Here is a 22,157-nt window from a genome sequence, read left to right on the forward strand (position 1 = left end):
GTGCGGGTCGGCTAGTAGCCCAGGGAGATGGTGGGGTCGATGAACTCGTTGGTCATGACCACCTCCGGCGTCATGGGCTCGGCGATCTCGATGCCGCCCTCGGCGAAGATCGGGCGGTTGAGCTCGATCAACCGCTCCCACCGCGCGGGGTCGAAGTCGCCGGCGACGCCGTTGGCGCCGTCGCTGACCAGGCCCTCCTCGCGCATCTTGGCCAGCCCGTAGTCGGCCTGCCCCTGCGAGTAGATCCAGCCGGTGTTGTACTGCTCCACCAGGTCGAGCATCAGATCGGTGGTCGGCTGCGGGTCCGTGACGTAGTCGACGAGGCCCTGCTGCAGCACCGGGACCAGCTTCTCCAGGCACGCGCTCTGCGCCTCGAGGTCGCCGGTCCGCACGCTCACCGCCGACTTGTAGTTGGGGTACCCGGCGTCGTGGACCAGCTGGTAGGCCACGGGCTTGTTCCACTCCGGCAGGTCGTTCTCGTAGATGTAGAGCTCACTCGAGGCGAAGCCCTGCTGGGCGGTCCTGCCCTGGTCCGCCACGAAGCTGGAGGAGGACCCGTCGTAGCTGCCGTCGATCTGCGCCTCGTCGAGGATCCCGGCGCCGGTCAGGTACCGCCAGTAGGTGTCGGCCTCGAACGTGAGGATCCGCGCCCCGGCGTCCTTGAGGTCCGCGATCTCCTCGACCTCCGGGTAGGTCGCGGGATCCCACATGATCATCATGGGGCTGATCTCGAGCGGCGAGAACACCGCGGTCACCGGGTTGGTGGCCGAGACCTGGATGGCCTGGTCGCCGTCGACGAAGCCCAGCATGATGTCCGGGTCCGTGTACATCTGGGCGGAGACGGCCTGGAATCCGATGGCGGGCCCGCCCACCCGGATCTCGATGTCCACGCCCGTGTACTCATCCGAGGCGAACAGTGGCCCGACCACCTTCTTCGCCCCCGCGTCGACCTTGGGGTCGGGGCCCAGCAGGTCGTAGATGTGGCCGTGCTCGGCCTCGGGGTTCCAGTCCGTCTGGACCACCACCGTGGCGGGGCACACGTCGCTCAGGTCGACGGCCCCGATCGCCCCGTCGTAGCCGGAGGCGACGGCCTCCTCGGACCCGCCACACGCCGCGAGGGCGGTCAGGGCGAGCGCGCCGACGACGGTGCCGGCGGCCGCGCGGCGGGGGGTGGGACGTGAGGTCATGGGAGTGCCTTTCTGGAGTGTGGAAGATGAGGGGTGGGGCCGGGAGGTCTCAAGCGTCCCGCCAGAAGTCCGCGTGGACCTCGCGGGCGCCCGGGATCTTCACCGGGCCGATCACCTCGATGGGCCGGCGGCCGCGGGCGAACACCTCGCGGCAGGGCATGGCCATGGTGAGGTTCTCGGGGTCGTCGCCGGTCAGGGCGGCCAGCTCGGTCTCGGACAGGGCGTAGACCACCCGGCCGAGGCCCGCCCAGTAGGTCGCCCCGGCGCACATCACGCACGGTTCGGCGCTGGTCACGAGCGTCATCCCGGCCAGCTCGTCGGGCTCGTACCGCCGGCCCACGTCGCGGACGACGTTGGTCTCCGCGTGGCCGATCAGGTCGTGCTCGGTGCCGACGGTGTTGGTGGCGGTGGCCACGACCCGCCCGTGGGCGTCGACGACGATCGCGCCGAAGGGATGGTTGCCCTCCTCGCGCGAGCGGCGGGCGACGTCCACCGCGGCGAGCAGGTGCGGCCGCCAGGCCTCGACCGCGGGCGCTGCCGTGGTCACTTCATCCCGATCGCGGGATCGATGAACCGGTCGGTCACCACGGTCTCGGGCGAGACGTCCGGGGCGAGCTCCACGCCGAGCGAGCCGTAGGCGTCCTTGAGGATGTCGACCATCTCGGCCACGCGGGCGTCGTCGAAGTTGCCGATCGTGTCGTCGGGGCCGTTGCCCACGAGTCCCAGCTCGAGCATCGTCTCGTGGGCGTGCGCGGCGAGTTCCGGGCTGTAGACCCAGCCGGTGGCGTACTGCTCGACGATGTCCACGATGAGGTCGTTGGTCGCGGCCGGGTCCTCGAAGTAGTCGACCGTGGCCTGCTGCAGCACGGGCACCAGGCCCTCGAGGCACGGGCCGTGCTGCTCGAGCTCGGCCGCCCGGACCGAGATCATGGACTTGTAGATCGGGTACCCGATGTCGTGGAGCAGCTGGTAGGCCACCGGCTTGCCCCACTCGGGGACCTCGTGCTCGTAGATGTAGGGCTCGGTGCTGGCGAAGCCCTGCTGGGCGACCGCGCCCTCGGCGGCGACGAAGTTCGAGGGGGACCCGTCGTAGCTCCCGTCGATCTGGGCCGGGTCGAGGATGCCCTCGCCGGTGAGGTAGTTCATGTACACGTTGCCCTCGAAGTACAGGACGCGGGCCTGCTTCTCCTTGAGGTCGGCGATCCCCTCGACGTCCGGGTAGGTCTCGGGATCCCACATGATCATCTGCGGGTTGATGTCCAGCGGGGCGAAGACTCCGATCGTGGGGGTGGCCAGGGAGGTCTGCACGGTCTGGTCGGAGTCGACGTAGCCCAGCATGATGTCCGGGTCCTGGTACATCTGCGCGGTGACCTGCTGGAAGCCGATGGCCGGCCCGCCGGCCCGGATCTCCACGTCCACGCCGGTGTACTCACCGGAGGCGAACAGCGGGCCGGAGACCGACTTGGCGCCGGCGTCGACCGTGGGCTCGGGGCCGAGAAGCTCATAGAGGTGGCCGTGCTCGGCCTCGGGGTTCCAGTCGGTCTGGATGACGATCTTCTCCGGGCACGCGGCGCTGAGGTCGATCGCGCCGATCTCTCCGTCGAAGCCCGAGGACGCCCCGGCCTGGTCGGAGTCGCCGCAGGCGCTCAGGGTGACGGCGCCGAGCGCGCAGAGCGCGGCAACGGAGACGGCGGAACGGTGGGTGACGGGACGTCTCATGGGGGTCTCCTGAACGGGTGAGTCGTATTGATGTGATCAATACATGTGAGTCAACTGGTCGCGTGTTTCCGTGAGATTGCAGGCGGTGACGAGTGTCGTTACGAGTGGCGGCGGGAGCCCCCGCGCGGCGGTCTAGCGCGCGTCCTCGGGGTTGTACCAGCGCCCCACGACCCGGCGGGACAGCAGCCCGAAGACCAAGAACACCGCCACGCCGAGCAGGGAGGCCAGGATGATCGAGGCGAACAGCTCCGGCGACTGCAGCCGGGCGCGGAAGGTGTCGATGAGGATGCCGATCCCCGGCTCCCCCTGCTTGAAGAAGAAGTCGCCGACGATCGCGCCGACCACCGACAGCCCGGCGGCCACGCGCAGCCCCTCGAACAGCGCGGGCAGGGCGGCGGGGGCCTCGAGCTTGCGCAGCACCGTTAACCGGCCGGCGTGGTGGAGCGTGAAGAGCCGACGCAGGCCCGGGTCCACGGACTTCAGCCCGAACAGGGTGTTGGACACGATCGGGAACAGCGCGATGAGCACGCACACGAACACGCGCGCGGTGAACCCGAAGCCGAACCAGAAGCCGATGAGCGGGACCAGCGCGAGGATCGGGATGCACTGCAGCACCACCGCATAGGGGAACAGCGAGCGCTCCGCCCACTTCTCCTGACTCATGATGATCGCCCACACCACGCCGATCACGAACGCGATCGCCAGGCCGGTCAGCGCCACGGTCGCGGTCCGCCCGAGGGCCTCGACCATCGACGAGATGCTGGGCCCGAACAGCCCGTCGGTGACCACCACGTGCGGCGCCGGCAGCAGGAACCGCCGGGACGGGTCGAGGACCGCGTAGCTCACGAAGTACCACAGGCCCAGGACCACCACGAGGACGGCGAGCGGCCCGCCGTAGCGGACCACCGCCCCGTCGGCCGACAGCCGGCGCCGCGACCGGACCACCGGCTGCTCGGCCGCCCTCCCGGCCCGTTCCGCGACGGGGCCGGGGCCCACGTGCGAGGTGACGACCTCGTCGTCGTCGCCGTCGTCTCTCACACTCGGCCCGGCGGTGCGGGCGGTGATGCCGTTCATCAGTGTGCCTCCTCAAGTGCCTGGGAAACCTCGCCGACGAGGTTGATGTAGTCCGCCGTGTAGCGGATCTCGGGGTCGCGTGCGGCGCCGAACGGGACGTCGACCGAGTGGACGATGCGCCCCGGCCGGCCGGACATCACCACCACGCGCGTGGACAGGTACACCGCCTCCGCGACCGAGTGGGTGATGAACAGCCCGGCGAACCGCTTGGCCGCGAACAGCCCCAGCAGCTCGTCGCCGAGCCGCTGCCGGGTGATCTCGTCGAGCGCCCCGAACGGCTCGTCGAACAGGAACAGTTCCGGGTCGAGCGTCAGCGACCGGGCCAGGGACACGCGCATCCTCATGCCGCCGGACAGTTCGCGGGGCAGCGACTGCTCGAACCCGGACAGCCCCACCAGGTCGATCGCGGCGGCCGCGCGCTCGCGACGCTCGGCGCGGGGGATGCCGTCGAGCTCGGCGAGCATCTCGACGTTCTGCGCGACCGTGCGCCACGGCAGCAGGGTCGCGTCCTGGAACACGTAGCCGATCCGGTCGGTGCCGGTCTGCATGTATCCGTCGGTGTGGGTGGCCAGGCCGGAGGCGAGGCTGAGCAGCGTCGACTTGCCGCATCCCGACGGACCCACCACGCTGACGAACTCGCCGGCGCGGATCCGCAGGTCGACGCCGTCGAGCGCCCGGGTGCCGTTGGGGTAGGTCACGCCGACGCCGGAGAAGCCGAGGATCTCCGCGCCTGGCGACGCGGTGGGCGGGGACGGTGCTGTGGACGGGGACGGTGCGGTGGTCATGGGGTCTCCTCACAGGTGGTGGCTGGGGTGAAGGGGTCGACGACGACGACGGCCCTCGCCGAGACGACGCGGCCTGCCCGGATGACGATCCGGTCGGCGGCCGCGTCGGCGATGACGTCGTCGATCCCGCCGGCGCGGACGAGCAGCAGGTCGGGGCGGCGGCCGGGCACGGGGCCGGCGGGCGGCAGGCCCATGACCTCGCGGGCGCCGTCGGTGACCAGGTGCCACGCGGTCTCCAGGTCGAGGTGGGCGGCCACGACCAGCAGCATCGCGGTCTCGGCGGCGTCCGAGCGGCCGACCGGGTTGAAGGGGTCGCGCACGTTGTCGGCGCCCGCCGCCACGGTGACGCCGCCGTCGAGCAGGGCCCGGACCGGCGGCAGGCCGCGCGGGGTGGACGTCGCGGCGCCGCGGCCCTGCAGGTACAGGTTGGTGATCGGTAGCGTCACCACCCCGACGCCCGCCCCGCTCATGGCGTCGGCCGCAGCCGCCTGCCCGGGGGCGTCCATCGCGCCGATGCGACAGCAGTGGCCCGCGGTGCGGACCCGGGCCGGTTCCCACGACGCCACCCGCTCGGTGAAGACCGCGAGCATTCCGTGGTCGCCGTCGAGGAACTCGTCGACGTGCAGGTCGATCCCGGTGCCGAGCTCCTCGGCCAGGTCGACGAGCCGGTGGGTCTCGGCCGCGGTGTCGGACGCCAGGTGAGGCGCGCCGCCGATGAGGTCGGCGCCCGCCGCGACCGCCGCCCGGACGCGGTCGGCCGGGTCCTCCTGGCGGACCATCACGGCGATCTGCAGGTCCAGAACCTCGGCGAGCTCCTCACGGACCCGTGCCAGGGCGCGCACCCCGCGGAGCGGATCGCCGGCGGAGTGCAGGTCCACGTGGCTGCGCACGGCGGTCGTGCCGTTGGCGACGAGCCGGCGCGCCGCGGCGAGGGCGCGGCCGTGGATCTCCTCGGCGTCCACGGTCACCGCGTGGGCCCGCCAGGCCTCGATCGCGGCACCGAGATCACCGCCCGCCGGCCGGGTCGCGCCCCAGCTCAGCGCCTTATCGAGGTGGGCGTGCGGCTCGGCGGGCGCGGTGAGCGCGAGGAAACCGCGCCCGTCGAGAACCGCCGGCCCCGGAGCCGCTGAGGCACCGGCCGCCCGGACCGCCACCACCGTCTCGCCGGCGATGTCCACGTCGACCTCGCGGCCGTCGAGCAGGCGGACCCCTGCGATGCGGTCGACCTGACGGGGCGGGGCCGTCGCCGGGAGCGGGGCTGTCGCCGGGAGCGGGGCTGGCGGCTCCGCCGAGTCACCACGCCGGGGTGTGAGTGTCTCCACGCGCCCTGACCTCCTCTTGTCTCCGGATGGTCCCGCGGCGTGGGCCGGTGCAGCTCTTGTCATTCCGGCCCCGACACGGGATATTGACCTCGTCAATAACGCTGAGTCTGGCGGTCCCGTGTTGCCGGATGATTACCTCACGATTCCGGCATGTAACCGACTCGCCCGGCTCCGTCCCCGGACCCGGACCGCCCGGCCCGCCCGTCCCCCACGCCCAGGAGGCCGAATGACCACCGCACGAGGCGACGGCCAGGAGCGCCTCGGCGCCCGCATCCGTCACCACCGCCGCCAGCTGGGGCTCACCCTCGTGGAGGTGGCCGGCCAGGCCGGGATCTCGCAGCCCTTCCTCAGCCAGATCGAACGGGGGAAGGCCGCGCCCAGCATGTCGACCCTCGAGGGCCTGGCGCACGCCCTCGGCACCACCCAGGCGCACCTCCTGGAGGCGGTCAGCGGTCCCGCCGACCCGGCGACCGGCCCCGGCGAGCCCGGACGCGGCGTGGACATCCGACGCGCGTCGGAAGGCGCCGTGCTCACCCGCGCGGAGGGCACCGTCGGCGGACACACCCGGCTCCTGCCCGGAGGCCCGAACGGTACGCAGTTCCTGGAGTTCGTCGAGACCAACCACGTCCCGGGACGGTTCTTCGAGCACCCGGGCGAGGAATGGCTCTACGTCACCCGCGGCACGATCCTCCTCGAGGTGGGTGAGACCACGAGCAGGCTCGACGTGGGCGACGTCGCCCGCTACGACGGCACCCATCCCCACCGCTGGTACGTCCCCGAGGGCGAGCAGGCCTGCCTCATCGTGGCCCGGCCGGGCTGACCGCCCCTGACGTGCGGTGCCCTGCGGACCCAGAGCAGGGCACCGCAGGTCAGAGGGCCGGGCACGCGCGCCCCGGAAAGGGGAACGCCCCACACGGGCACACCGGCGGGCCGGGCAGGCGGGCCGGCTGCTTCGGACCGACCTCCGGTGCCCTGCGCGGGGCCGGCAGGGCACCCGACCCGCGATGTCGTACCTCGAACTTAGTGTCGAATCATGATCATGAACAATGCCGCGTCCCACCCCACCGCCCGGCACCCGCGCGTCCGGTCCGGCACCGCGACCCCCGGGGGTCCGCCGTTCCCCCCACCCGGCTTCCGCACGGAGTCCGGACCCGAGTTCGAGGTGGTCGTCCCCGACGCCTTCGGCGAGTGGGACGAGGCCCGTCAACGCGGGTACCTGGCCCAGCGGGTCATCTACGCCGCCGAGGGGCGGTCGCTCGCGTACGCCTACGACTGCGTGCGGCGGGCGAGCAGAAAGGACACCCACCGAGACCCGTGGGAGACGGCGGCGTCCGACCTCGGCGCCTCGATGGGGATGTCCCGCCACGGCGCGACCCGGCTGGTCACCACCGCCGTCGAGCTCACCGAGCGTCTCCCCCGCACAGCCGCGTTACTGGAGACCGGATGGATCGGACTCCTCGCCGCCCACACCATCGCGGAAGAGACGGCGATGGTCGCCGACCACCTCATGCCGGAGATCGACCGGAGGATCAGCGAGGGGCTCGCCCCCACGAGACGCCGGACCCACCCACCGCGACCCGGTCCGCTCCGCAAGATGCTCGGCAAGACGGTCCGGGCCTGCGACCCGGTGGGCGCCGATGCCCGCGCACGCGAGGCGCGGCGGGACGAGGACGTCGAGATGGTCCCGCTGGCCGACGACCGTGCCCTCATCTCGGCGACCCTCACCGCTGAGGCGGCCCTCGAGATCTCCGACCGTGTCGACGCCCTGGCCCGGACCGCGTCCAAGGACGACCCGAGGACCATCGGGCAACTCCGCGCCGCCGGGCTGTTGGCGCTCAGCCGGGGGTGGACCTGCCTTCCCGACCCCGACGGCCAACATCCCACCGACCCGGACGCCCTCGCCGCCGTCCGGCGGGTCATCATCACCGCATACGACGACGGCACCCCGGACAACCGCGGCGTCACCCTGTCCGGGTACGGACCCGTCACCGGCCACACCGCCGGCCAACTCGCGCAGAGCGCCCACCGCAGGGTCGAGTCGCTCGCGGATCTGGCCGACCCCGGGACGGACGCCGCCCGCCGCTACAGGCCGTCGGACGCCCTCGCGCGCTTCTGTCGCGGCCGCGACGGTGCCTGCGTATTCCCCGGCTGCCAGACCGCCGCCGAGAAGTCGGACCTCGACCACATCATCCCGTTCGACCACTCCGGTGCAGGCAGTGGCGGTCTCACCACCTCCGACGACCTGGGGATCCTGTGCCGCTGCCACCACCGCCTCAAGACCGACGGGATCTGGGCCTACTACCGCGACGCCGACGGTTCCTACGTCTGGATGCACGGTCCGAACCACCCGGACCCCGACCCGGGAACCCGCATCGTGAGTGAGCCCACCGGACCGTTGGCGGAGTTCGCCGCGCCACGGCACCCCGAGACCACCCGGCGTCAGCGAGCTGCCGCGGAGGCGGGCCGCACGGGAGACGGCACACCCGCGACGCGGCGGAGGCCTCACCTGCGGGACCGCCGCGCGGCCGAACGCCGCCGACTCCGCGCAACGGCACAGGCGGAGCGGCAACGCTCACGCCGAGAACCCGATCACTCACGATCCGCCCCGGTTGACGATGTTCCGCCGCCCTTCTGAGAGGGCGACGGCGTCAGTACCTCGGCCGGGTGGGATACGGCCCGTCGCCGGGACCGTGCGGGCCGATGGTGTGGACCTCGCGGAACTCGAAGTCGACGAAGTCGGAGGCCAGGCGAGGCCAGTTCTCCCGGGTGATCGAGGTGGTGACCGCTCCCGCGATCCGGCTGATCCCGCCGTAGATCCCGGAGAGCTGGTTACCGGTGACGCCCATCGAGGTTCGCGCACCACTGGAGAAATGGTGGAGCCGCGTGATCCACGGCGCGGTCCCCGGGCGACGCTCGGTGAACTCGAAACCCGGCCCGAGGTATGGATTGCGGCCGGCCGGATGGTCGGAGGCGTAGTGGTGGACGTCCTCCCACAGAGCGATGTCGTCAACGAACTCGGCCAGCTCGGGGCGCCGCCGCAGATCGACCTCGTACCCGGTCGCGGCGATCACGATGTCCGCGCGGACGCGCCCGGCCGGGGTGTCGATCTCGAGTTCGCTCCCGCCCGCCCCGTCGTCGACCACCTCCACACCGTCCCAGCCACACCCGGTGTGGAGGGTGAAGTCGGGGTGGGCGAAACACCGCCACACGGTGTGCTGGGTGGGCGGCTGGGGCAGTCCCCCGCTGAACAGGGTGAAGTCCCACTTGGCGCGGTCGTCCAGGTCGAAGAAGCGCTCCTGCATGCCGGGGAACTCCATCCAGCGCAGGGGGTTGGAGTCCGGGACGGTCCGGCGGCGCAGGAACACGTCCGCCCGCGCGGCTCCGTGGTCCAGGGCCGTGGCGGCGTTGTCGAACCCCGACGCACCGCCACCGAGCACCGCCACCCGCAGTCCGCGCAGGGCCTCGAAGTCGATCGCGTCCTCGGTGTGGAACCACCGCTCGCGCGGCAACGACCGGATCATCGCGGGCACACGCTGGCCGCCGCCGCCGGCCAGTCCGAGGGCGAAGACGATCCGCCGCGCGGTGATCGTCGAACCACCGGCGCCGCCACCGGTGCCGCGGCCCGCGCCGCCGCCCGCATCGGTGCCCGCGTCCGCACTCGCGGCGGGATTGACGTCCGCCAGCGCGACGGTGAAGGGCCCGTCGGGGGTCATCGGCCGGTGCACCGCGGTGACCCGCGTGTGGTGGCGGACGGACACGCCGGTGGTCTCGCGGTACCAGCGCAGGTAGTCGTTCCAGTCGAGCCGCGGCACGAGATCGATCTCCGCCCACGCCTCCTCGCCGTACAGTGCCTCGAACCAGCGGCGGACGTGCAGCGACGGGACGTCGAACTCGATGCCGCGCATGTGCTTGGGGCTTCGCAACGTGTGCATCCGCGCGTACCGGTCCCAGCAGCCGACGCGGTCCTCGGGGCCGTCGTCCACCACCAGCACCCGGTCGATCCGCTGGCGCGACAGGGCGAAGGCCGTACCGAGCCCGGCCTGCCCTCCCCCGATGACGAGGACGTCGAGGTCGGCCGGCTCGGGCCCCTCCCCGGAGTGCGTACGGGGGATCCAGTCACGCGCGTGACCGGTGGCGGCGATGTCCTCGCGCACCCGGGTGGCCAGTGCGTCGAGACGGGCATCGGCGTCCGGCAGGCGACGGACGGGCTGCTGCGTGGGAGCGGGGAGGAGGGAGGTCACGGACGTCTCCTGGGGTACTCGGGCCCGGATCGCTCACGGGCCTGCCCGGGTCCTGTGCCCGGGCGGACACCGCGCCGCTGCCTGACTGATGACTCGGTCGCCGGGGCGTCGGGCGCCCGTCGACCGGATCGGCTGGGCCGACCGCACCGTCGCGGTGTCACACCCGAGTGTTCCACCACCGCTTTTCCGCTGTGTTACGTCGAGATGAGGCCGGTGTGGCGGCTGTTGCCGGCCCGGTCACGAGTCGTGCGACGTCCCCCGCCCGGCGCCGGCCGCCGCCTCGAGAACCCTGGCTGCCTCGCGGACCGCCGCGGTGTTGGCCTTGCCGTGACGGGACCCGGCGAGCTTGGCGGCGATGTGCTCGCGGACGGTGATCGGCTCGTACGCGTCGCCGGCGGGGCCTTCGAAGCCGGGCAGCGTCGCGACGACGGCGTCGACGTTCCCGTCGTGGAAGAAGGCCGCCGAGCGGCGGCGCACGATGGTGCCGTCGACGATCGGCGGAGCGACGCGGTGCAGGGTCGACATCCACCGGTCGTTGGTCAGTCGCGCGGTGAGGTCCCCGAGGTTGACCAGCAGGCCGCCCTCCACGGGCTGCACGTCGTGCCAGACCCCGTCCGAGCCGAGGACCTGCAGTCCCGCGACGCGGTCGGCCCACAGGACGGTGACCAGGCCGAAGTCGGTGTGTTCGCCCATCCCGCGCAGTTCTCCGTCCAGGGTGACGGGCCCCTCGTCGAGGGCGTAGTTGACCATCCGGAGCACGTCGATCGAGTGGTCGGTGAGGCCCGCGAACAGGTCGGGCGACTGCCCCAGGGCGTCGGCGAAGATGCGGGTCAGGGTGCGTGCCACGCGGGAGGCCTCGGCGAAGTAGGCCTCGACGCGGGCGCGGAAGTGCGCCACCGCGGGCCAGACGTTGAGGCCGTAGTCGGCCTCGGACAGGTCCAGCCCGGTGAACGACCGGGCCTCCACGCCCACGTTGAACGCCTCGAAGAAGTCGTTCATCCTGTCCGCCGGTTCGACCCCCAGGCTCAGGCTCAGAGCCTCGCTCTTCGGCGGGCTGTACCCGCGGTTGGCGCCGGGGACCCGGTAGGAGCCCTTGGCCTCGGGCGGCAGGGCGAAGAAGTCGTCCATCGCGGTCGCGAGGCCGTCGGACACCGCGGGCGCGATGCCGTGGCCGACGATCTGGATGAACCCGACCGTCGAGCACGCCTCGTCGATCTCGCGGGCGACGCGGGCCCGATTCGCGGCGGCGGCGGTGGTGTCAGTGGCGGTGCTGCCGACGGCGGTCACGTACGGCGAGATGTCGACCGTGGGGACGTGGAACGGGCGGACAGGCCGGGGTGCGGACAGGGTCATGAGACCTCCTTGGTCAGGATGACGGGGTGCCCCGCTCGGGCCGTGCAGGGCGGGGCCGGGTGGATCGGTCGGCTCAGGTCCGCCAGCGGGGACCCGGTGCCCCCACGGCGGTGGGCGACGAGCTCGGCGGCGATCGACAGGGCGGTCTCGGCGGCGGTGCCCGCCCCGAGGTCGAGACCGATCGGCGAGCGCAGGCGGGCGAGGTGGGGCTCGGGCACACCGAGGGCCCGCAGTTCGGCCACGCGATCGCGATGGGTCCGCCTGCTCCCCATCGCCCCGACGTACCCCGCGGGCGACCGCAGGGCCTCGACCAGCAGCGGGACGTCGAATCGCGGGTCGTGGGTGAGGACGCAGATCGCGTCGCCGGGGCCGACCCCGGTCGCCGCGAGAAACCGGTGGGGCCAGCAGCGCACCACCTCGGCGGCGGCCGGGAACCTGTCGGCGGCGGCGAACACCGGCCGGGCATCGCACACCGTCACCCGGTACCCGAGCGCCGCACCCAACGGCACCAGCGCCTCGGCGAACGCACTGGCCCCGAACACCAGCAGCCGCGGCGGATCGAACCGGTGCACGGCGACGCGACCCGGCCGCCCCGCGACCTCGGCGGGCACCACGGTCACGGCCCCGTCCGCGGACCCCGCCCCGGCTGTCGCCATCGGCCCGCGCGCCCACGGCGGCACCCCGTCGTCGTCACCGTTACCGGCACCGCCACCATCACCGCCCCCATCACCGCCCCCGGCGAGCCCACGGACCGCCCACTCCCCGGCGCGGGGGCCGTCGAGGACGGTCGCCGCCACGGCAGGGCGCCCCTGCGCCACCAGGCGCGCGAGCCGGTCGACGGGGTGTGGTCCGCGCGGGAGGGGTTCGACGAACACCTCCAGGCTCCCCCCGCAGGTGGGGCCCGCGCCGAGGGGGTCGTCGCCCTCGGGGCCGAACACCGCGGAGGCGGGGCGTCCGTCGTCGAGGGCCTGCCCGCACATCGTGAACACGGCCCCGTCGACGCAGCCCCCGGACACCCCGCCCGCCATCGCGCCGGTGGCGGACACGGCCATCGCGGTGCCCGGGGCGAGCGGCGACGATCCCCGGGTGGCCACGACGCGGGCCAGCGCGCACGGCACGCCCTCGGCCCGCCAGCCGCTCAGGATCTCCAGGACGCTCTCCATGCGCTCATCGTGGCGTCGCCCGGTTGCCGCGATGTTTCGCCCGGGGGCGCGGCCTGTAACGCGTCCCGGTTCGTCTCAGCCGCGCGGGATCCTGTCCGCCATCACCGCGAGCGCCTCCGAGGTGAGCCGGCCGTGGACCCGCAGGCGCGCGATGCCGCCGTCGGGGAAGACGTCGAGGCGGACGAACCGCACCGGGTCCTCGCCCGCGTCGGCGGCCGGGGTGAGGAACCGGTGGCGGGTGTCCGGCTGCAGCGGCGTCCGGGGCACCAGGTCCACCCAGGCCTCCGGGCGGTCCAGGTCCTCTGCCCTGCGCACCCCTCGCAGGGACGCCGCGCCGGGCGCGTTGCCCAGGTAGTAGGAGGTGTCGATCTCCACGTGGTCCACGTGCCCGGGCCCGGCGAGGGCCAGTGTGACGTGGTCGTTGCCGTCGTCGCGGCGGCGCGCGTTCTCCCAACCCTCCCCCATGTGCCGCGAGCGGCCGGGGGCGATGATGTTGGCCGGTGACGAGTAGAACAGGTCCGAGCAGTCCACCACGCGACCGCCGTTCTCGGCCGCCGCGAGGTCCACGGTGCCGGCGAGGAACCGGGGGTCGGGGGTCGGGTCGCCGTGCACGCGGAGCCGGGCGACGCCGCCGTCGGGGATCATCCGCAGGCGCACGTGCGTCACGGGGACCCCGTCGGTGACCTCGTAGAGGTTGCGGGTGTCGCCCTGCGCGGCCGACGGCCGGACCAGCGGCCGCCACGGCGCCTCGGCGAGCCGCTCGGGGCCCGGGTGGCCGTCGACCCACGCGCCGTCCACCGCGACCCGCGGCGGGTAGTTCCCGCGGAAGAAGGCGGTGTCCACCACGACGCCGCGGACCACGCCGGGGACCCCGAGCCGGATCACCGCGGTGTCCTCCCCCGGCGTGCGCCGGCGGCGGGTCTCCCAGCCGTCGTAGACCTTGCCCTTGTGCCCGAACAGGGCCGGGTCGAACACGGGCTCGCCCGGCAGGATCAGGTTCTCCTTCTCGGCGAAGAACTCGTCGTCCGCGTGGACCACGGCGCCGGCGAGGGCGCGGGAGGCCAGGTCCGGCAGCGCGAGGAAGGCGGCGGGGGCGGGGGCGGGGGATGCGGTCATGTGGGCTGCTCCGTTCGGGTGGGCGCGGCGGGGGCGCCCGGGCGGGACACGATCCGGCCGGCGGCGGGACCGCCCGGATCCACGCGGCGGCCGGCCAGGTAGACCTCGCGGACGACGCCGGCCAGGGCCCGTTCGGCGTAGGCGGTGACGGGGTTCTTGTGCTGGAGCCGCTCGGGCAGCACGACGAACGCGTCGTCGGGGGCCAGGACCACCAGGTCCGCGCGGGCGCCGGGCCGGATCGCGCCCCGGTCGGACAGGCCGACGAACGCGGCGGGTCCGCCGGCCATCCACCGCACGACGTCGACCAGGCCCAGCCCCCGCCGCCGGGCCTCGGACCACACGATCGGCAGCCCCAGCTGGACCGAGGCGATCCCGCCCCACGCCTGCCCGAAGTCACCGGTGTCGAACCGCTTGAGCTCGGGCAGGCAGGGCGAGTGATCGGAGACCACCAGGTCGATCGTGCCGTCGCGCAGTCCCTCCCACAGGGCCTCGCGGTTTCCGGCCTCGCGGATCGGCGGGCAGCACTTGTAGTGGGTGGCGCCGGGCTGGATCTCCTCGGCGAACAGCGAGAGGTAGTGCGGGCACGTCTCCACCGTCAGGGGCAGGCCCTCGGCCTTGGCGTCGCGGATGAGCGGCAGCGCCGCCGCGGCGGACAGGTGCAGGATGTGCGCGCGGCACCCGGTCCGGCGGACGCCGTCGATGACCTGCGCGACCGCCCTCACCTCGGCGTCGACGGGCCGCGAGGCGAGGAACCCGTCGTAGGCCTGCCCGTCCGGCGGGGTCTGCGCGTCGATGGTGCCGGCGTCCTCGGCGTGCACGATGAGCAGCCCGCCGAACGCGGCGATCTCGGCCATCGCCGCCTCCATCTGCGCGCGGTCCAGGGGCGGGAACTCGTCGATGCCCGAGTGCAGCAGGAAGCACTTGAACCCGAACACGCCGCGGTCCCAGAGCTCGCGCAACCGGCCGAGGTTCTCCGGCACGGCGCCGCCCCAGAATCCGGCGTCGACGTGCAGTTTCCCGGGGGTGGTGGCGAGTTTGGCGTCGAGGGCGGCGGGGCTGGTGGTGACGGGGCTGGAGTTGAGCGGCATGTCGACCAGGGTGGTGACGCCGCCGCACGCCGCGGCGCGGGTGGCGCTGGTGAAGCCCTCCCAGTCGGTACGGCCGGGCTCGTTGACGTGCACGTGGGTGTCGACCAGGCCGGGCAGGAGGACCACGTCGTCCGCGAGGGTGACGGTCCGCGCGCAGGCGGGGGCGCGGCCGAGTGCGCCCGGGTCGGTGTCGACGGTGGTGATGGTGCCGTCGGCGACGACGACGAGGGCGGCCTGCTCCGCGCCGTCGACGATCGCTCGGGGCGCCCGGATCACGAGGTCGGGGTGGGTCATCTGCTCTCCTGGGGTCGGGTGCCCGGTCGGGTCAGGGTGGCCAGGTCGGCGCGGCCGAGGCCGGCGCGGGTGGTGAGCTCGTCGGCGGTCACGGCGCCGCAGTCGAGGGCGCGCAGGCAGAACGCGGCCAGGGCGCGGGCGGTGGCGGGTTCGTCGAGGTAGCCGGCGTCGGGGCCGGTGCCGAGGTAGGCGGCGAGCCGGGCGCACGCGTCCGGCACCGACCGGCGGTAGAAGGCGTAGGTCGCCACGTAGCGGGAGACGAGCTGGGCGGGGTGCAGGTCCCACCCCTGGTAGAAGCCGCGGCGCAGGGAGCGGTCGACGAGCGTGGCGTGCAACCGCCAGGCGTCGTGGACCGCGTCGGCCTCGCCGACGGGCAGCCGGTTGGTCGACCCGTCCGACAGTGCGACGCCGGTGCCGGCGGCGGCGACCTGCATGACGGCCTTGGCGTGGTCGGCGGCCGGGTGGTCCATGGCCTGGTGTTCGGCGGCGATGCCGAGGGAGGCCGAGTAGTCGTAGGTGCCGTAGTGCAGCCCGACGCAGCGGCCGTCGGCGGCGTGGACGAGCCGCGCGACCAGCGCCGTGCCGTCGGGGCCGCAGATGGACTGGGGGGTCTCGATCTGGATCTCGAACCGCAGCGTGCCCGCGGCCAGACCGTGGGCGGACTCGAGGTCGCGGCACAGCGCGGCCATCACGCGCACCTGCTCGACGGCGGTGACCTTGGGCAGGGTGGGCCGGAACCCGGCCAGCAGGAGGTCGCGGTGCGGCGCGGCGGCCAGTGCCGCGACGACGCGGGCGACGGTGGCGATGCCGCGGCGCCGCGTGGCCGGGTCGAGCGAGCCGAAGCGCACTCCCCAGAACGGCGGGAGGGCCGCGGTCGCCGGCCCGTCCCGTCGCCCGGTGACCAGGTCGGCCAGCACCCGGTCGACGTGGGCGTCCTCGTCCCGGTCGCGCATGTCCGCCGGCACTCCGCGCTGGGTGAAGCCGTCCTCGAAGTCGATGCGCAGGTCCTCGATCGGCTCGGAGGCGAGTTTGGCCCGCACCAGGGCGTGCAGGTCCCGGGCCTGCGCCGGATCCTGCGCACCGCCGCTGACCAGGGCCGCCCTGAACACCCTCTGCAGGGCACCGGGGTCGGGCAGGTGCTCGTCGAACGCGGCGAGGGCGGCCGCGCCCGTCTCGGCCACGACGTCCGCGCCGACCCGGTCGGCGGGCAGGTACAGGGTGTGCACCGGCTGACGGGTGGGTGGCGGGTCGGGGAATCGCCGGGCCGCCAGGGCGTCGACGGCCGCCAAGGCCACGTCGGCGCGGGTGTACAGGCGGGTGAGCGAGGGCATGGGATCTCCTGGAGGGCCGGGGGTGCGCTCCATGTGTATCCACGCCGGGTTTAGCGGCGGTCACCCGCTCATGTCGCCCGTGTTACGCCGCGCTCAGTCGTGTCGCGCCCCCATGAGGTGCAGGATCCGGTGCACGGTCTCGTCGACGAGGGTGTAGCGCACGATCCGGCCGTCGGCCTCGTCGCGGCCGGCGGACACCCAGCCCTGGTCGCGGAGGATCCGCAGCGCCTGGGAGGCCGCGTTGCGGGTGATCCCCACCGCCTCGGCCAGGTCGGTGACCGTGGCGACGCCCGGGCCCGCGTGGTGCATGTGCGCGAGGAGCCCGAGGCGGGTGGGGTCGGCGAGCAGGTCGAACCGCGCGGCCCAGTCGTCGACGTCCATCGTTCCTCCGTAACAGCGGCGACACATTCCGCCTCTACGCTCACCGCAGTATGTGTCCGGCCGGACACGTATCCCCCGCAGGCAGGAGCTGCTCGTGAGACCGTTCTACGCTGCCGCCGGTGCCGGTGTCGCACTGGCCGTGCTGGCGTCGGGCTGTGCGATGCCCGCGGCCGGCGGCAGCGGCGGCGGCGTGAGCGGCGGCCCGGGCGGCGGCGGCCGCGTCGTCCTGGCGGACTCCGCGCCGCTGGGCGAGTTCAACCCGATCGCCGGCTACGGCTCCACCGGGGTCTCCCCGATCTACGAGGGCCTGCTGCGCCCGGACGCCGCGGACGACGAGCGCCTCCCCGACCTGGTGCCGTCGCTGGCGGCGGCCGAGCCCGAGGTCAGCGCGGACGGGCTCACCTGGACGGTCCGCCTGCGCGAGGGGGTGCGGTTCCACGACGGCACCGCCCTGGACGCCGAGGACGTCGCCGCGACCTACCGCGCGATCGTCGACCCCGCCTCGGGCTCGCCCATCGCCTCGGACTACACCTCCATCGCGGGGGTCGAGACCCCGGACCCGCTCACCGTCCGGTTCCGGCTCGACGCCCCCGACCCCGGCATGCCCGCCCGGCTGCTGCTGGGCATCGCCCCCTCCGAGCGGTTGACGCCCGGCCCGGTCGCGGAGTCACCGCTCAACACCGACCCCGTCGGCACCGGGCCCTACCGCCTCGAGAGCCTGTCCCCCGGCGAGGCCGTCCTGCGCGGCAATCCCGATCACCGCGACGGCGCGCCCGCGGTCGACACCCTGGTCCTGCGGTCCGTGCCGGACGAGAACGCGCGCGCCCAGCTGCTGCTCACCGGCGAGGTCGACGGGACGGTCCTGCCGCCGACGCTGGCCTCCGGGCTCGCCGGGCGCGACGGCGTGGAGCTGGTGTCGGTGAACTCGGCAGACTGGCGGGCCGTCGCCCTGCCCATGGCGCACCCGTTCACCGGCGACCCGGCGGTGCGCCGCGCGCTCGCGACGGCCGTCGACCGCCACTCGCTGGTCGAGCACGTCCTCGCCGGCTACGGCCGGCCCGCCACGTCGCCGATCACCGGGGCCTACCCCGAGTACGAGCCGACCCCCGAGGTCGCGATGGACTCGGCCGCCCGGCGGGCCGAGGCCCGCGCGATGCTCGCCGCCGCCGGGTGGCGGGCCGGACCGGACGGGGTCCTCACCCGCGCCGCGGGCAACACCGGCGCCGCGAGTGAGATCGGCGCCGCCCCCGCCCGCGCCGAGTTCGTCCTCGCCTACCCCGCCGCCGACTCCCTGCGCCGCGAGCTCGCCTCGGCGGTCGCCGACCAGCTGCGCGGGCTGGGCGTGGCCGTCGAGCTGTGGGGCGCGACGTGGGACGAGATCGAGGCGCGACGCTCCGAGGTCGCGATCCTGCTCGGCGGCGGCGACAACCCCTACACCGTCGACACCCAGGCCCACCGCGCACTGCACTCGCCGACCCGCACCTCCGGCCCGCTGGACAACCCCGGTGGCTACGCGAACCCGGACCTCGACCGCGCCCTCGACGCCGCCCGCCGCGCCACCGATCCCGCCGGACGCACGGCCCTCTACCGCCGCGCCCAGCAGGCCTACCACCACGACCCCGGCCACCTGTTCCTCGTCACGCTCGAGCACACCTACCTCGTCCGCGACACCGGCCACACCGGCCCCGCGCCGATCCTCGAACCGCACGTCCACGGCGCGACCTGGGGCCCGTGGTGGGCGATCGCCCGCTGGACGGCCCGCCCGTGATCCGCCGCCTGCGCGAGCGCCGCGCCGACCTCACCCGCCTCACCGCCCGCCGCGCCCTGGCGGCGCCGGTGGTGGTGCTCGCGGTGACGCTCGCCGCGTTCGCCCTGGCCGGCGCGTCCCCGCTCAACCCGCTGGCCGCCCACTTCGGCTCCGGCTACGAGCGGATGACCGACGCCGACCGCTCCGCCGCCGCCACCGCCCTGGGCACCGATCTGCCCTGGTGGCAGGCCTGGGGCCGGTGGATCGCGGGACTCGCGACCGGCGACGGCGGCTACTCCCCCGTCTACCGCCAACCGGTCGTGGAGGTGCTCACCGAGCGGATTCCGTGGACCGTGGGGCTGTCCGCGGCGGGGCTCGGGATCGCCCTCGTCGTCGTCGCCCTATCCGGCCTCGTCGCGGCGTGGCGCCCCCACGGGGCGGTGGACCGCGCCCTGGCCGGGGCCGCGGTGGCGCTGAGCGCGGTGCCGACGTTCGCGCTGGCGCTCGGCTCGGTCGCGGTGGTCGCGGTGGCGCTGAGGTGGCTGCCCGTCGCCGGCGCCGCCCCGCCCGGCGAGGCCGCCACCGTCGGCGGGGTCGTGCGGTACGGCCTGCTGCCGGCGTGCGCGCTGGCCGCCGGGCAGGTGCCGTGGCTGCTGCTCGCGTTCCGGCGGGCGGTCCACGAGGCCGCCGACTCCGCTCCGGTCGCCGAGGCGCGCGCGCGGGGGCTGAGCGAGTGGACCGTCCTGACCGGGCACGTCGCGCCCGTGGCGTGGGCGCCGCTCGTCGCCCTGGTCGGGGCGCGGGTGCCAGAGGTGATGGTCGGCTCGCTCGTCGTGGAGACGGTGTTCGCGTGGCCCGGGATCGCCGCGGCGACGGTCGACGCCGCTCTCGCCGCGGACTTCGCGCTGCTCGCCGCGGTGAGCGTCACCGCGTCGCTCACCGTGCTCGCCGGCACGTGGCTCGCCGACTGCCTGCTGCTGCTCGCCGACCCGAGGGTGACGATCGATGCGTGAGGCCCTCACCGCGCGGCGGGTGGCCGGCGCGACAATGCTCGCGCTGCTCGTGGCGTTCGCGCTGGCCTGGCCGGCGCTCGCACCCGCCGGGTGGGCCGCCTCCGACTACCTCGCCGCCGACCTGCCGCCCTCGCCCGCGCACCCCATGGGCACCGACGCCCTCGGCCACGACCTGACCGTGCTCGTGGCGCGCGCCCTGCGCGTCTCGCTGGCGGTGGCCGCCGGGGCGGCGGTGCTCGCCGGACTCGTCGGTGTGGTCGTGGGCGCGGCGGCCGCGGTGGGCGGGCGGAGCGTCGACGCCGCGCTAATGCGGGTCACCGACGCCGTCGCCGCCGTGCCGCACCTGCTGGCGACGATCGTGGTGGTGGCGCTGTTCCGCGGGTCGCTCGCCGCGATCGTGCTGGCCCTGGCCCTCACCCACTGGCCGGGCGTGGCGCGCGTCGTGCGGGCGGAGGCGCAGAAGGTCATGGCGACGGGGTATGTGGCGGCCTCGCGCGCGGCGGGCGCGTCCCCGGCGCAGCTCGCGCGGTGGCACGTGGTGCCGGCGGTCGCGGGGCAGGCCGGGCTCGCCGTGGTGCTCATGGTCCCGCACGCCGTGTGGCACGAGTCGACCCTGTCGTTCCTCGGCATCGGCCTGTCCCCCGAGCGGGCGAGCCTGGGCACGCTCGTCGCCCTGTCGCAGTCCGGGTTGCTGGTCGGACGGTGGTGGCCGCTGGTGTTCCCCACCGCCGCGCTCGTCGCCGTCACCGTCGGCGTGGCCCTGCTCGGGCCCGGCAGGGCGGGGCGCGGCCGGCGCCCGGGGCACGGTGGCGGCGGCCGTGCGGTGCCTGTTCCCCCTGACGACGACGAGGTGCGCACCACCCGCGCGGCGCTCCGGGTGGTCGATCTCGTGGTGACGCACCCGGGCGGCGGCCCGGGAGGTGAGGTGACACCCCGCGACGGGAGCGCCGCCCGGTCCGGGCCGTCGGTCGACCGGGTGTCCCTGCAGGTCGCGGCCGGTCAGGTCGTGGCGCTGGTCGGGCCGTCCGGTGCTGGCAAGTCGAGCCTGCTGGACGCGTGCGCCGGGCTCGGCGCGCCGGGTGCGGTCGTCACCGGGCGGGTCGAGGTCGGTGGGCGCGGGGCGGTCGGCGGGCGCGGGGCGGTCGGGCACGTCCCCCAGACCGCCGCCGACGCCTTCACCCCGACCCGGCACATCCGGGGACAGCTGGAGGAGTCGATCGCGGTCGCGGCAGCCCGCGGGTGCGCGAACGGCACCGGCAGCGTCCCCGCCGACATGGCCGACGTGGCCGCGCTGTGCCGACAGGTGGGCGTCGATCCCGCGCTCGCCGACCGCTACCCTCACCAGCTCTCCGGCGGCCAGCTGCGGCGGATGGCCATCGCGGTCGCGCTGGGCACCGGGCCGTCGGTGCTGCTCGCCGACGAACCCACCGCCGGGTTGGACCCCGACCTCGCGCTCGCCGTCTTGAGGCAGCTGCGGCACCTGGCCGACCAGACCGGTGTCGCAATGCTGCTCGCAACGCATGACCTGGTGGCGCTCGAGGCCAGCAGCGCTGCTGATGACGTCGTATCGATGCAGGTAGGCCGCTTGTGCCCTGCGGACCCCCAGCAGGGCAGCCGCGCACTCGCGGATCCCGCCGCACGCGACGCGGAGCTGGTGACACCGTGACCCTCGCCGCCGACGGCGCCGCGTACCGCCACCCCGGCTCCGACACGGACGCGTTGCCCCCGACCGACCTCACCGTCGCCGCGGGCACGATCACCGCGCTCGTCGGTCCCTCGGGTAGCGGCAAGACCACCCTCGCGCGGCTCCTCGCCGGGCTCCTCGCGCCCACCTCCGGGTCGGTGATCGTGACCGAGGACGGCGTGGCGAGCGAGGTCCGACCCCGGCGAGGCCGCCTGCCGGGGCACACCGCGCTGCTCGACCAGGACCCCGCTGGCGCGGCGGACCCGCGTCTCACGCTGCGGAGGATGATCGCCCTGCCCGGGCGCCTGCGTCGCATCGACGTGGACGTCGACGCCCTCGCCCGCGAGGTCGGCCTCGACGCCTGGGTGCTCGACCGCCGGCCGGGGCAGGTCTCCGGCGGGCAGCTCCAGCGGGCGTGCCTCGCCCGGGCGCTGGCGCAGCGGCCGCGCTACCTCCTCGCCGACGAGGTGACCGCCCACCTGGATCCCGAGAGCGCCGCGCACATCCTGCGGGTGCTGCGCGCACGTGCCGACCGGGGGCTCGGCGTCCTGGCGATCACCCACGACCACGACACGGCCACCGCGTGGGCCGACACCGTGGTCGCCCTGGGCCCCCGGGGTGACACCGGTCGCGGGGGGTTGCTGCATAGTTGACCTCCC

19 protein-coding genes are annotated in these 22,157 nt (G+C 74.4%); 6 read left to right on the plus strand and 13 right to left on the minus strand.

Annotation, left to right across the window (positions count from 1 at the left end; all coding sequences use genetic code 11):
* Positions 1–11: 11 nt before the first annotated feature.
* The 6 genes from RWK90_RS06255 to RWK90_RS06280 form a co-directional block, all read right to left on the minus strand.
* Positions 12–1,187: an ABC transporter substrate-binding protein gene (locus RWK90_RS06255; protein WP_314035856.1), complete on the minus strand. Its 1,176-nt coding sequence runs from the start codon at positions 1,185–1,187 to the stop codon at positions 12–14.
* A 49-nt stretch (positions 1,188–1,236) separates the two neighbouring features.
* Complete coding sequence (locus RWK90_RS06260; protein WP_314035858.1) at positions 1,237–1,734, minus strand: nucleoside deaminase; 498 nt, start codon at positions 1,732–1,734, stop codon at positions 1,237–1,239.
* Positions 1,731–2,906, minus strand: coding sequence for an ABC transporter substrate-binding protein (locus tag RWK90_RS06265; protein ID WP_314035860.1), 1,176 nt, complete (start codon positions 2,904–2,906; stop codon positions 1,731–1,733). The genes RWK90_RS06260 and RWK90_RS06265 overlap by 4 nt, the downstream gene beginning before the upstream one ends.
* A gap of 132 nt (positions 2,907–3,038) precedes the next feature.
* On the minus strand, positions 3,039–3,980 hold the full coding sequence (locus tag RWK90_RS06270) for an ABC transporter permease (protein WP_314035862.1): 942 nt from the start codon (positions 3,978–3,980) through the stop codon (positions 3,039–3,041).
* Positions 3,980–4,765 (minus strand): ABC transporter ATP-binding protein, encoded by a 786-nt coding sequence (locus RWK90_RS06275; RefSeq protein WP_314035864.1) that lies wholly within the window; start codon positions 4,763–4,765, stop codon positions 3,980–3,982. The genes RWK90_RS06270 and RWK90_RS06275 overlap by 1 nt, the downstream gene beginning before the upstream one ends.
* Positions 4,762–6,087 carry an amidohydrolase family protein gene (locus RWK90_RS06280; protein ID WP_314035866.1) on the minus strand — a complete coding sequence of 442 codons (1,326 nt, stop codon included), beginning with the start codon at positions 6,085–6,087 and terminating at the stop codon, positions 4,762–4,764. Before RWK90_RS06280 ends, RWK90_RS06275 begins: the two co-directional genes overlap by 4 nt.
* 226 nt (positions 6,088–6,313) lie before the next feature.
* On the opposite strand from RWK90_RS06280, the gene RWK90_RS06285 reads away from it, so the two are divergent.
* On the plus strand, positions 6,314–6,907 hold the full coding sequence (locus RWK90_RS06285; RefSeq protein ID WP_314035868.1) for an XRE family transcriptional regulator: 594 nt from the start codon (positions 6,314–6,316) through the stop codon (positions 6,905–6,907).
* Between the two features lie 213 nt (positions 6,908–7,120).
* On the plus strand, positions 7,121–8,722 hold the full coding sequence (locus RWK90_RS06290; protein ID WP_314035870.1) for a DUF222 domain-containing protein: 1,602 nt from the start codon (positions 7,121–7,123) through the stop codon (positions 8,720–8,722).
* A 13-nt stretch (positions 8,723–8,735) separates the two neighbouring features.
* On the opposite strand, the gene RWK90_RS06295 is transcribed toward RWK90_RS06290, so the two are convergent.
* The 7 genes from RWK90_RS06295 to RWK90_RS06325 all read right to left on the minus strand — a co-directional run bounded on the left by RWK90_RS06295 (position 8,736) and on the right by RWK90_RS06325 (position 17,054).
* Positions 8,736–10,328 (minus strand): FAD-dependent oxidoreductase, encoded by a 1,593-nt coding sequence (locus RWK90_RS06295; protein WP_314035872.1) that lies wholly within the window; start codon positions 10,326–10,328, stop codon positions 8,736–8,738.
* A 237-nt stretch (positions 10,329–10,565) separates the two neighbouring features.
* Entirely contained in the window at positions 10,566–11,681 is a 1,116-nt protein-coding gene (locus RWK90_RS06300; protein ID WP_314035874.1) for a 2-oxoglutarate and iron-dependent oxygenase domain-containing protein, read from the minus strand.
* Complete coding sequence (locus RWK90_RS06305) at positions 11,678–12,844, minus strand: XdhC family protein (protein WP_314035876.1); 1,167 nt, start codon at positions 12,842–12,844, stop codon at positions 11,678–11,680. Before RWK90_RS06305 ends, RWK90_RS06300 begins: the two co-directional genes overlap by 4 nt.
* Before the next feature lie 75 nt (positions 12,845–12,919).
* Complete coding sequence (alc, locus tag RWK90_RS06310; protein ID WP_314035878.1) at positions 12,920–13,960, minus strand: allantoicase; 1,041 nt, start codon at positions 13,958–13,960, stop codon at positions 12,920–12,922.
* Positions 13,957–15,342, minus strand: a complete 1,386-nt coding sequence (gene allB / locus RWK90_RS06315) for an allantoinase AllB (protein WP_314035880.1) — start codon at positions 15,340–15,342, stop codon at positions 13,957–13,959. The genes alc and allB overlap by 4 nt, the downstream gene beginning before the upstream one ends.
* Complete coding sequence (locus RWK90_RS06320) at positions 15,339–16,673, minus strand: DUF6986 family protein (RefSeq protein WP_314035882.1); 1,335 nt, start codon at positions 16,671–16,673, stop codon at positions 15,339–15,341. The genes allB and RWK90_RS06320 overlap by 4 nt, the downstream gene beginning before the upstream one ends.
* Before the next feature lie 93 nt (positions 16,674–16,766).
* Positions 16,767–17,054 carry a metalloregulator ArsR/SmtB family transcription factor gene (locus RWK90_RS06325; protein ID WP_314035884.1) on the minus strand — a complete coding sequence of 96 codons (288 nt, stop codon included), beginning with the start codon at positions 17,052–17,054 and terminating at the stop codon, positions 16,767–16,769.
* Positions 17,055–17,148: 94 nt separating this feature from the next.
* Between RWK90_RS06325 and RWK90_RS06330 the strand changes: the two genes are divergently transcribed.
* From RWK90_RS06330 to RWK90_RS06345, 4 genes are read left to right on the plus strand one after another with little or no spacing between them, the layout of a single operon-like run.
* Positions 17,149–18,822 carry an ABC transporter substrate-binding protein gene (locus RWK90_RS06330; protein WP_314035886.1) on the plus strand — a complete coding sequence of 558 codons (1,674 nt, stop codon included), beginning with the start codon at positions 17,149–17,151 and terminating at the stop codon, positions 18,820–18,822.
* On the plus strand, positions 18,789–19,814 hold the full coding sequence (locus RWK90_RS06335) for an ABC transporter permease (RefSeq protein ID WP_314035888.1): 1,026 nt from the start codon (positions 18,789–18,791) through the stop codon (positions 19,812–19,814). Before RWK90_RS06330 ends, RWK90_RS06335 begins: the two co-directional genes overlap by 34 nt.
* On the plus strand, positions 19,807–21,480 hold the full coding sequence (locus RWK90_RS06340; protein ID WP_314035890.1) for an ATP-binding cassette domain-containing protein: 1,674 nt from the start codon (positions 19,807–19,809) through the stop codon (positions 21,478–21,480). Before RWK90_RS06335 ends, RWK90_RS06340 begins: the two co-directional genes overlap by 8 nt.
* The gene (locus RWK90_RS06345) at positions 21,477–22,151 is read left to right on the plus strand and encodes an ATP-binding cassette domain-containing protein (protein ID WP_314035892.1); all 675 of its coding nucleotides are present in this window, start codon (positions 21,477–21,479) and stop codon (positions 22,149–22,151) included. Before RWK90_RS06340 ends, RWK90_RS06345 begins: the two co-directional genes overlap by 4 nt.
* Positions 22,152–22,157: the final 6 nt, after the last annotated feature.

The organism is Dietzia sp. CH92 (assembly GCF_032248695.1).
Classification (GTDB): domain Bacteria; phylum Actinomycetota; class Actinomycetes; order Mycobacteriales; family Mycobacteriaceae; genus Dietzia.

Bases quoted from the DNA above. Each gene is read 5' to 3' on its own strand.
- allB (WP_314035880.1), bottom strand. From the start codon at position 15,342: ATGACCCACCCCGACCTCGTGATCCGGGCGCCCCGAGCGATCGTCGAC.
- RWK90_RS06325 (WP_314035884.1), bottom strand. From the start codon at position 17,054: ATGGACGTCGACGACTGGGCCGCGCGGTTCGACCTGCTCGCCGACCCC.
- RWK90_RS06270 (WP_314035862.1), bottom strand. From the start codon at position 3,980: ATGAACGGCATCACCGCCCGCACCGCCGGGCCGAGTGTGAGAGACGAC.
- RWK90_RS06255 (WP_314035856.1), bottom strand. From the start codon at position 1,187: ATGACCTCACGTCCCACCCCCCGCCGCGCGGCCGCCGGCACCGTCGTC.
- RWK90_RS06285 (WP_314035868.1), top strand. From the start codon at position 6,314: ATGACCACCGCACGAGGCGACGGCCAGGAGCGCCTCGGCGCCCGCATC.
- RWK90_RS06320 (WP_314035882.1), bottom strand. From the start codon at position 16,673: ATGCCCTCGCTCACCCGCCTGTACACCCGCGCCGACGTGGCCTTGGCG.
- RWK90_RS06305 (WP_314035876.1), bottom strand. From the start codon at position 12,844: ATGGAGAGCGTCCTGGAGATCCTGAGCGGCTGGCGGGCCGAGGGCGTG.
- RWK90_RS06275 (WP_314035864.1), bottom strand. From the start codon at position 4,765: ATGACCACCGCACCGTCCCCGTCCACAGCACCGTCCCCGCCCACCGCG.
- RWK90_RS06290 (WP_314035870.1), top strand. From the start codon at position 7,121: ATGATCATGAACAATGCCGCGTCCCACCCCACCGCCCGGCACCCGCGC.
- alc (WP_314035878.1), bottom strand. From the start codon at position 13,960: ATGACCGCATCCCCCGCCCCCGCCCCCGCCGCCTTCCTCGCGCTGCCG.
- RWK90_RS06300 (WP_314035874.1), bottom strand. From the start codon at position 11,681: ATGACCCTGTCCGCACCCCGGCCTGTCCGCCCGTTCCACGTCCCCACG.
- RWK90_RS06340 (WP_314035890.1), top strand. From the start codon at position 19,807: ATGCGTGAGGCCCTCACCGCGCGGCGGGTGGCCGGCGCGACAATGCTC.
- RWK90_RS06265 (WP_314035860.1), bottom strand. From the start codon at position 2,906: ATGAGACGTCCCGTCACCCACCGTTCCGCCGTCTCCGTTGCCGCGCTC.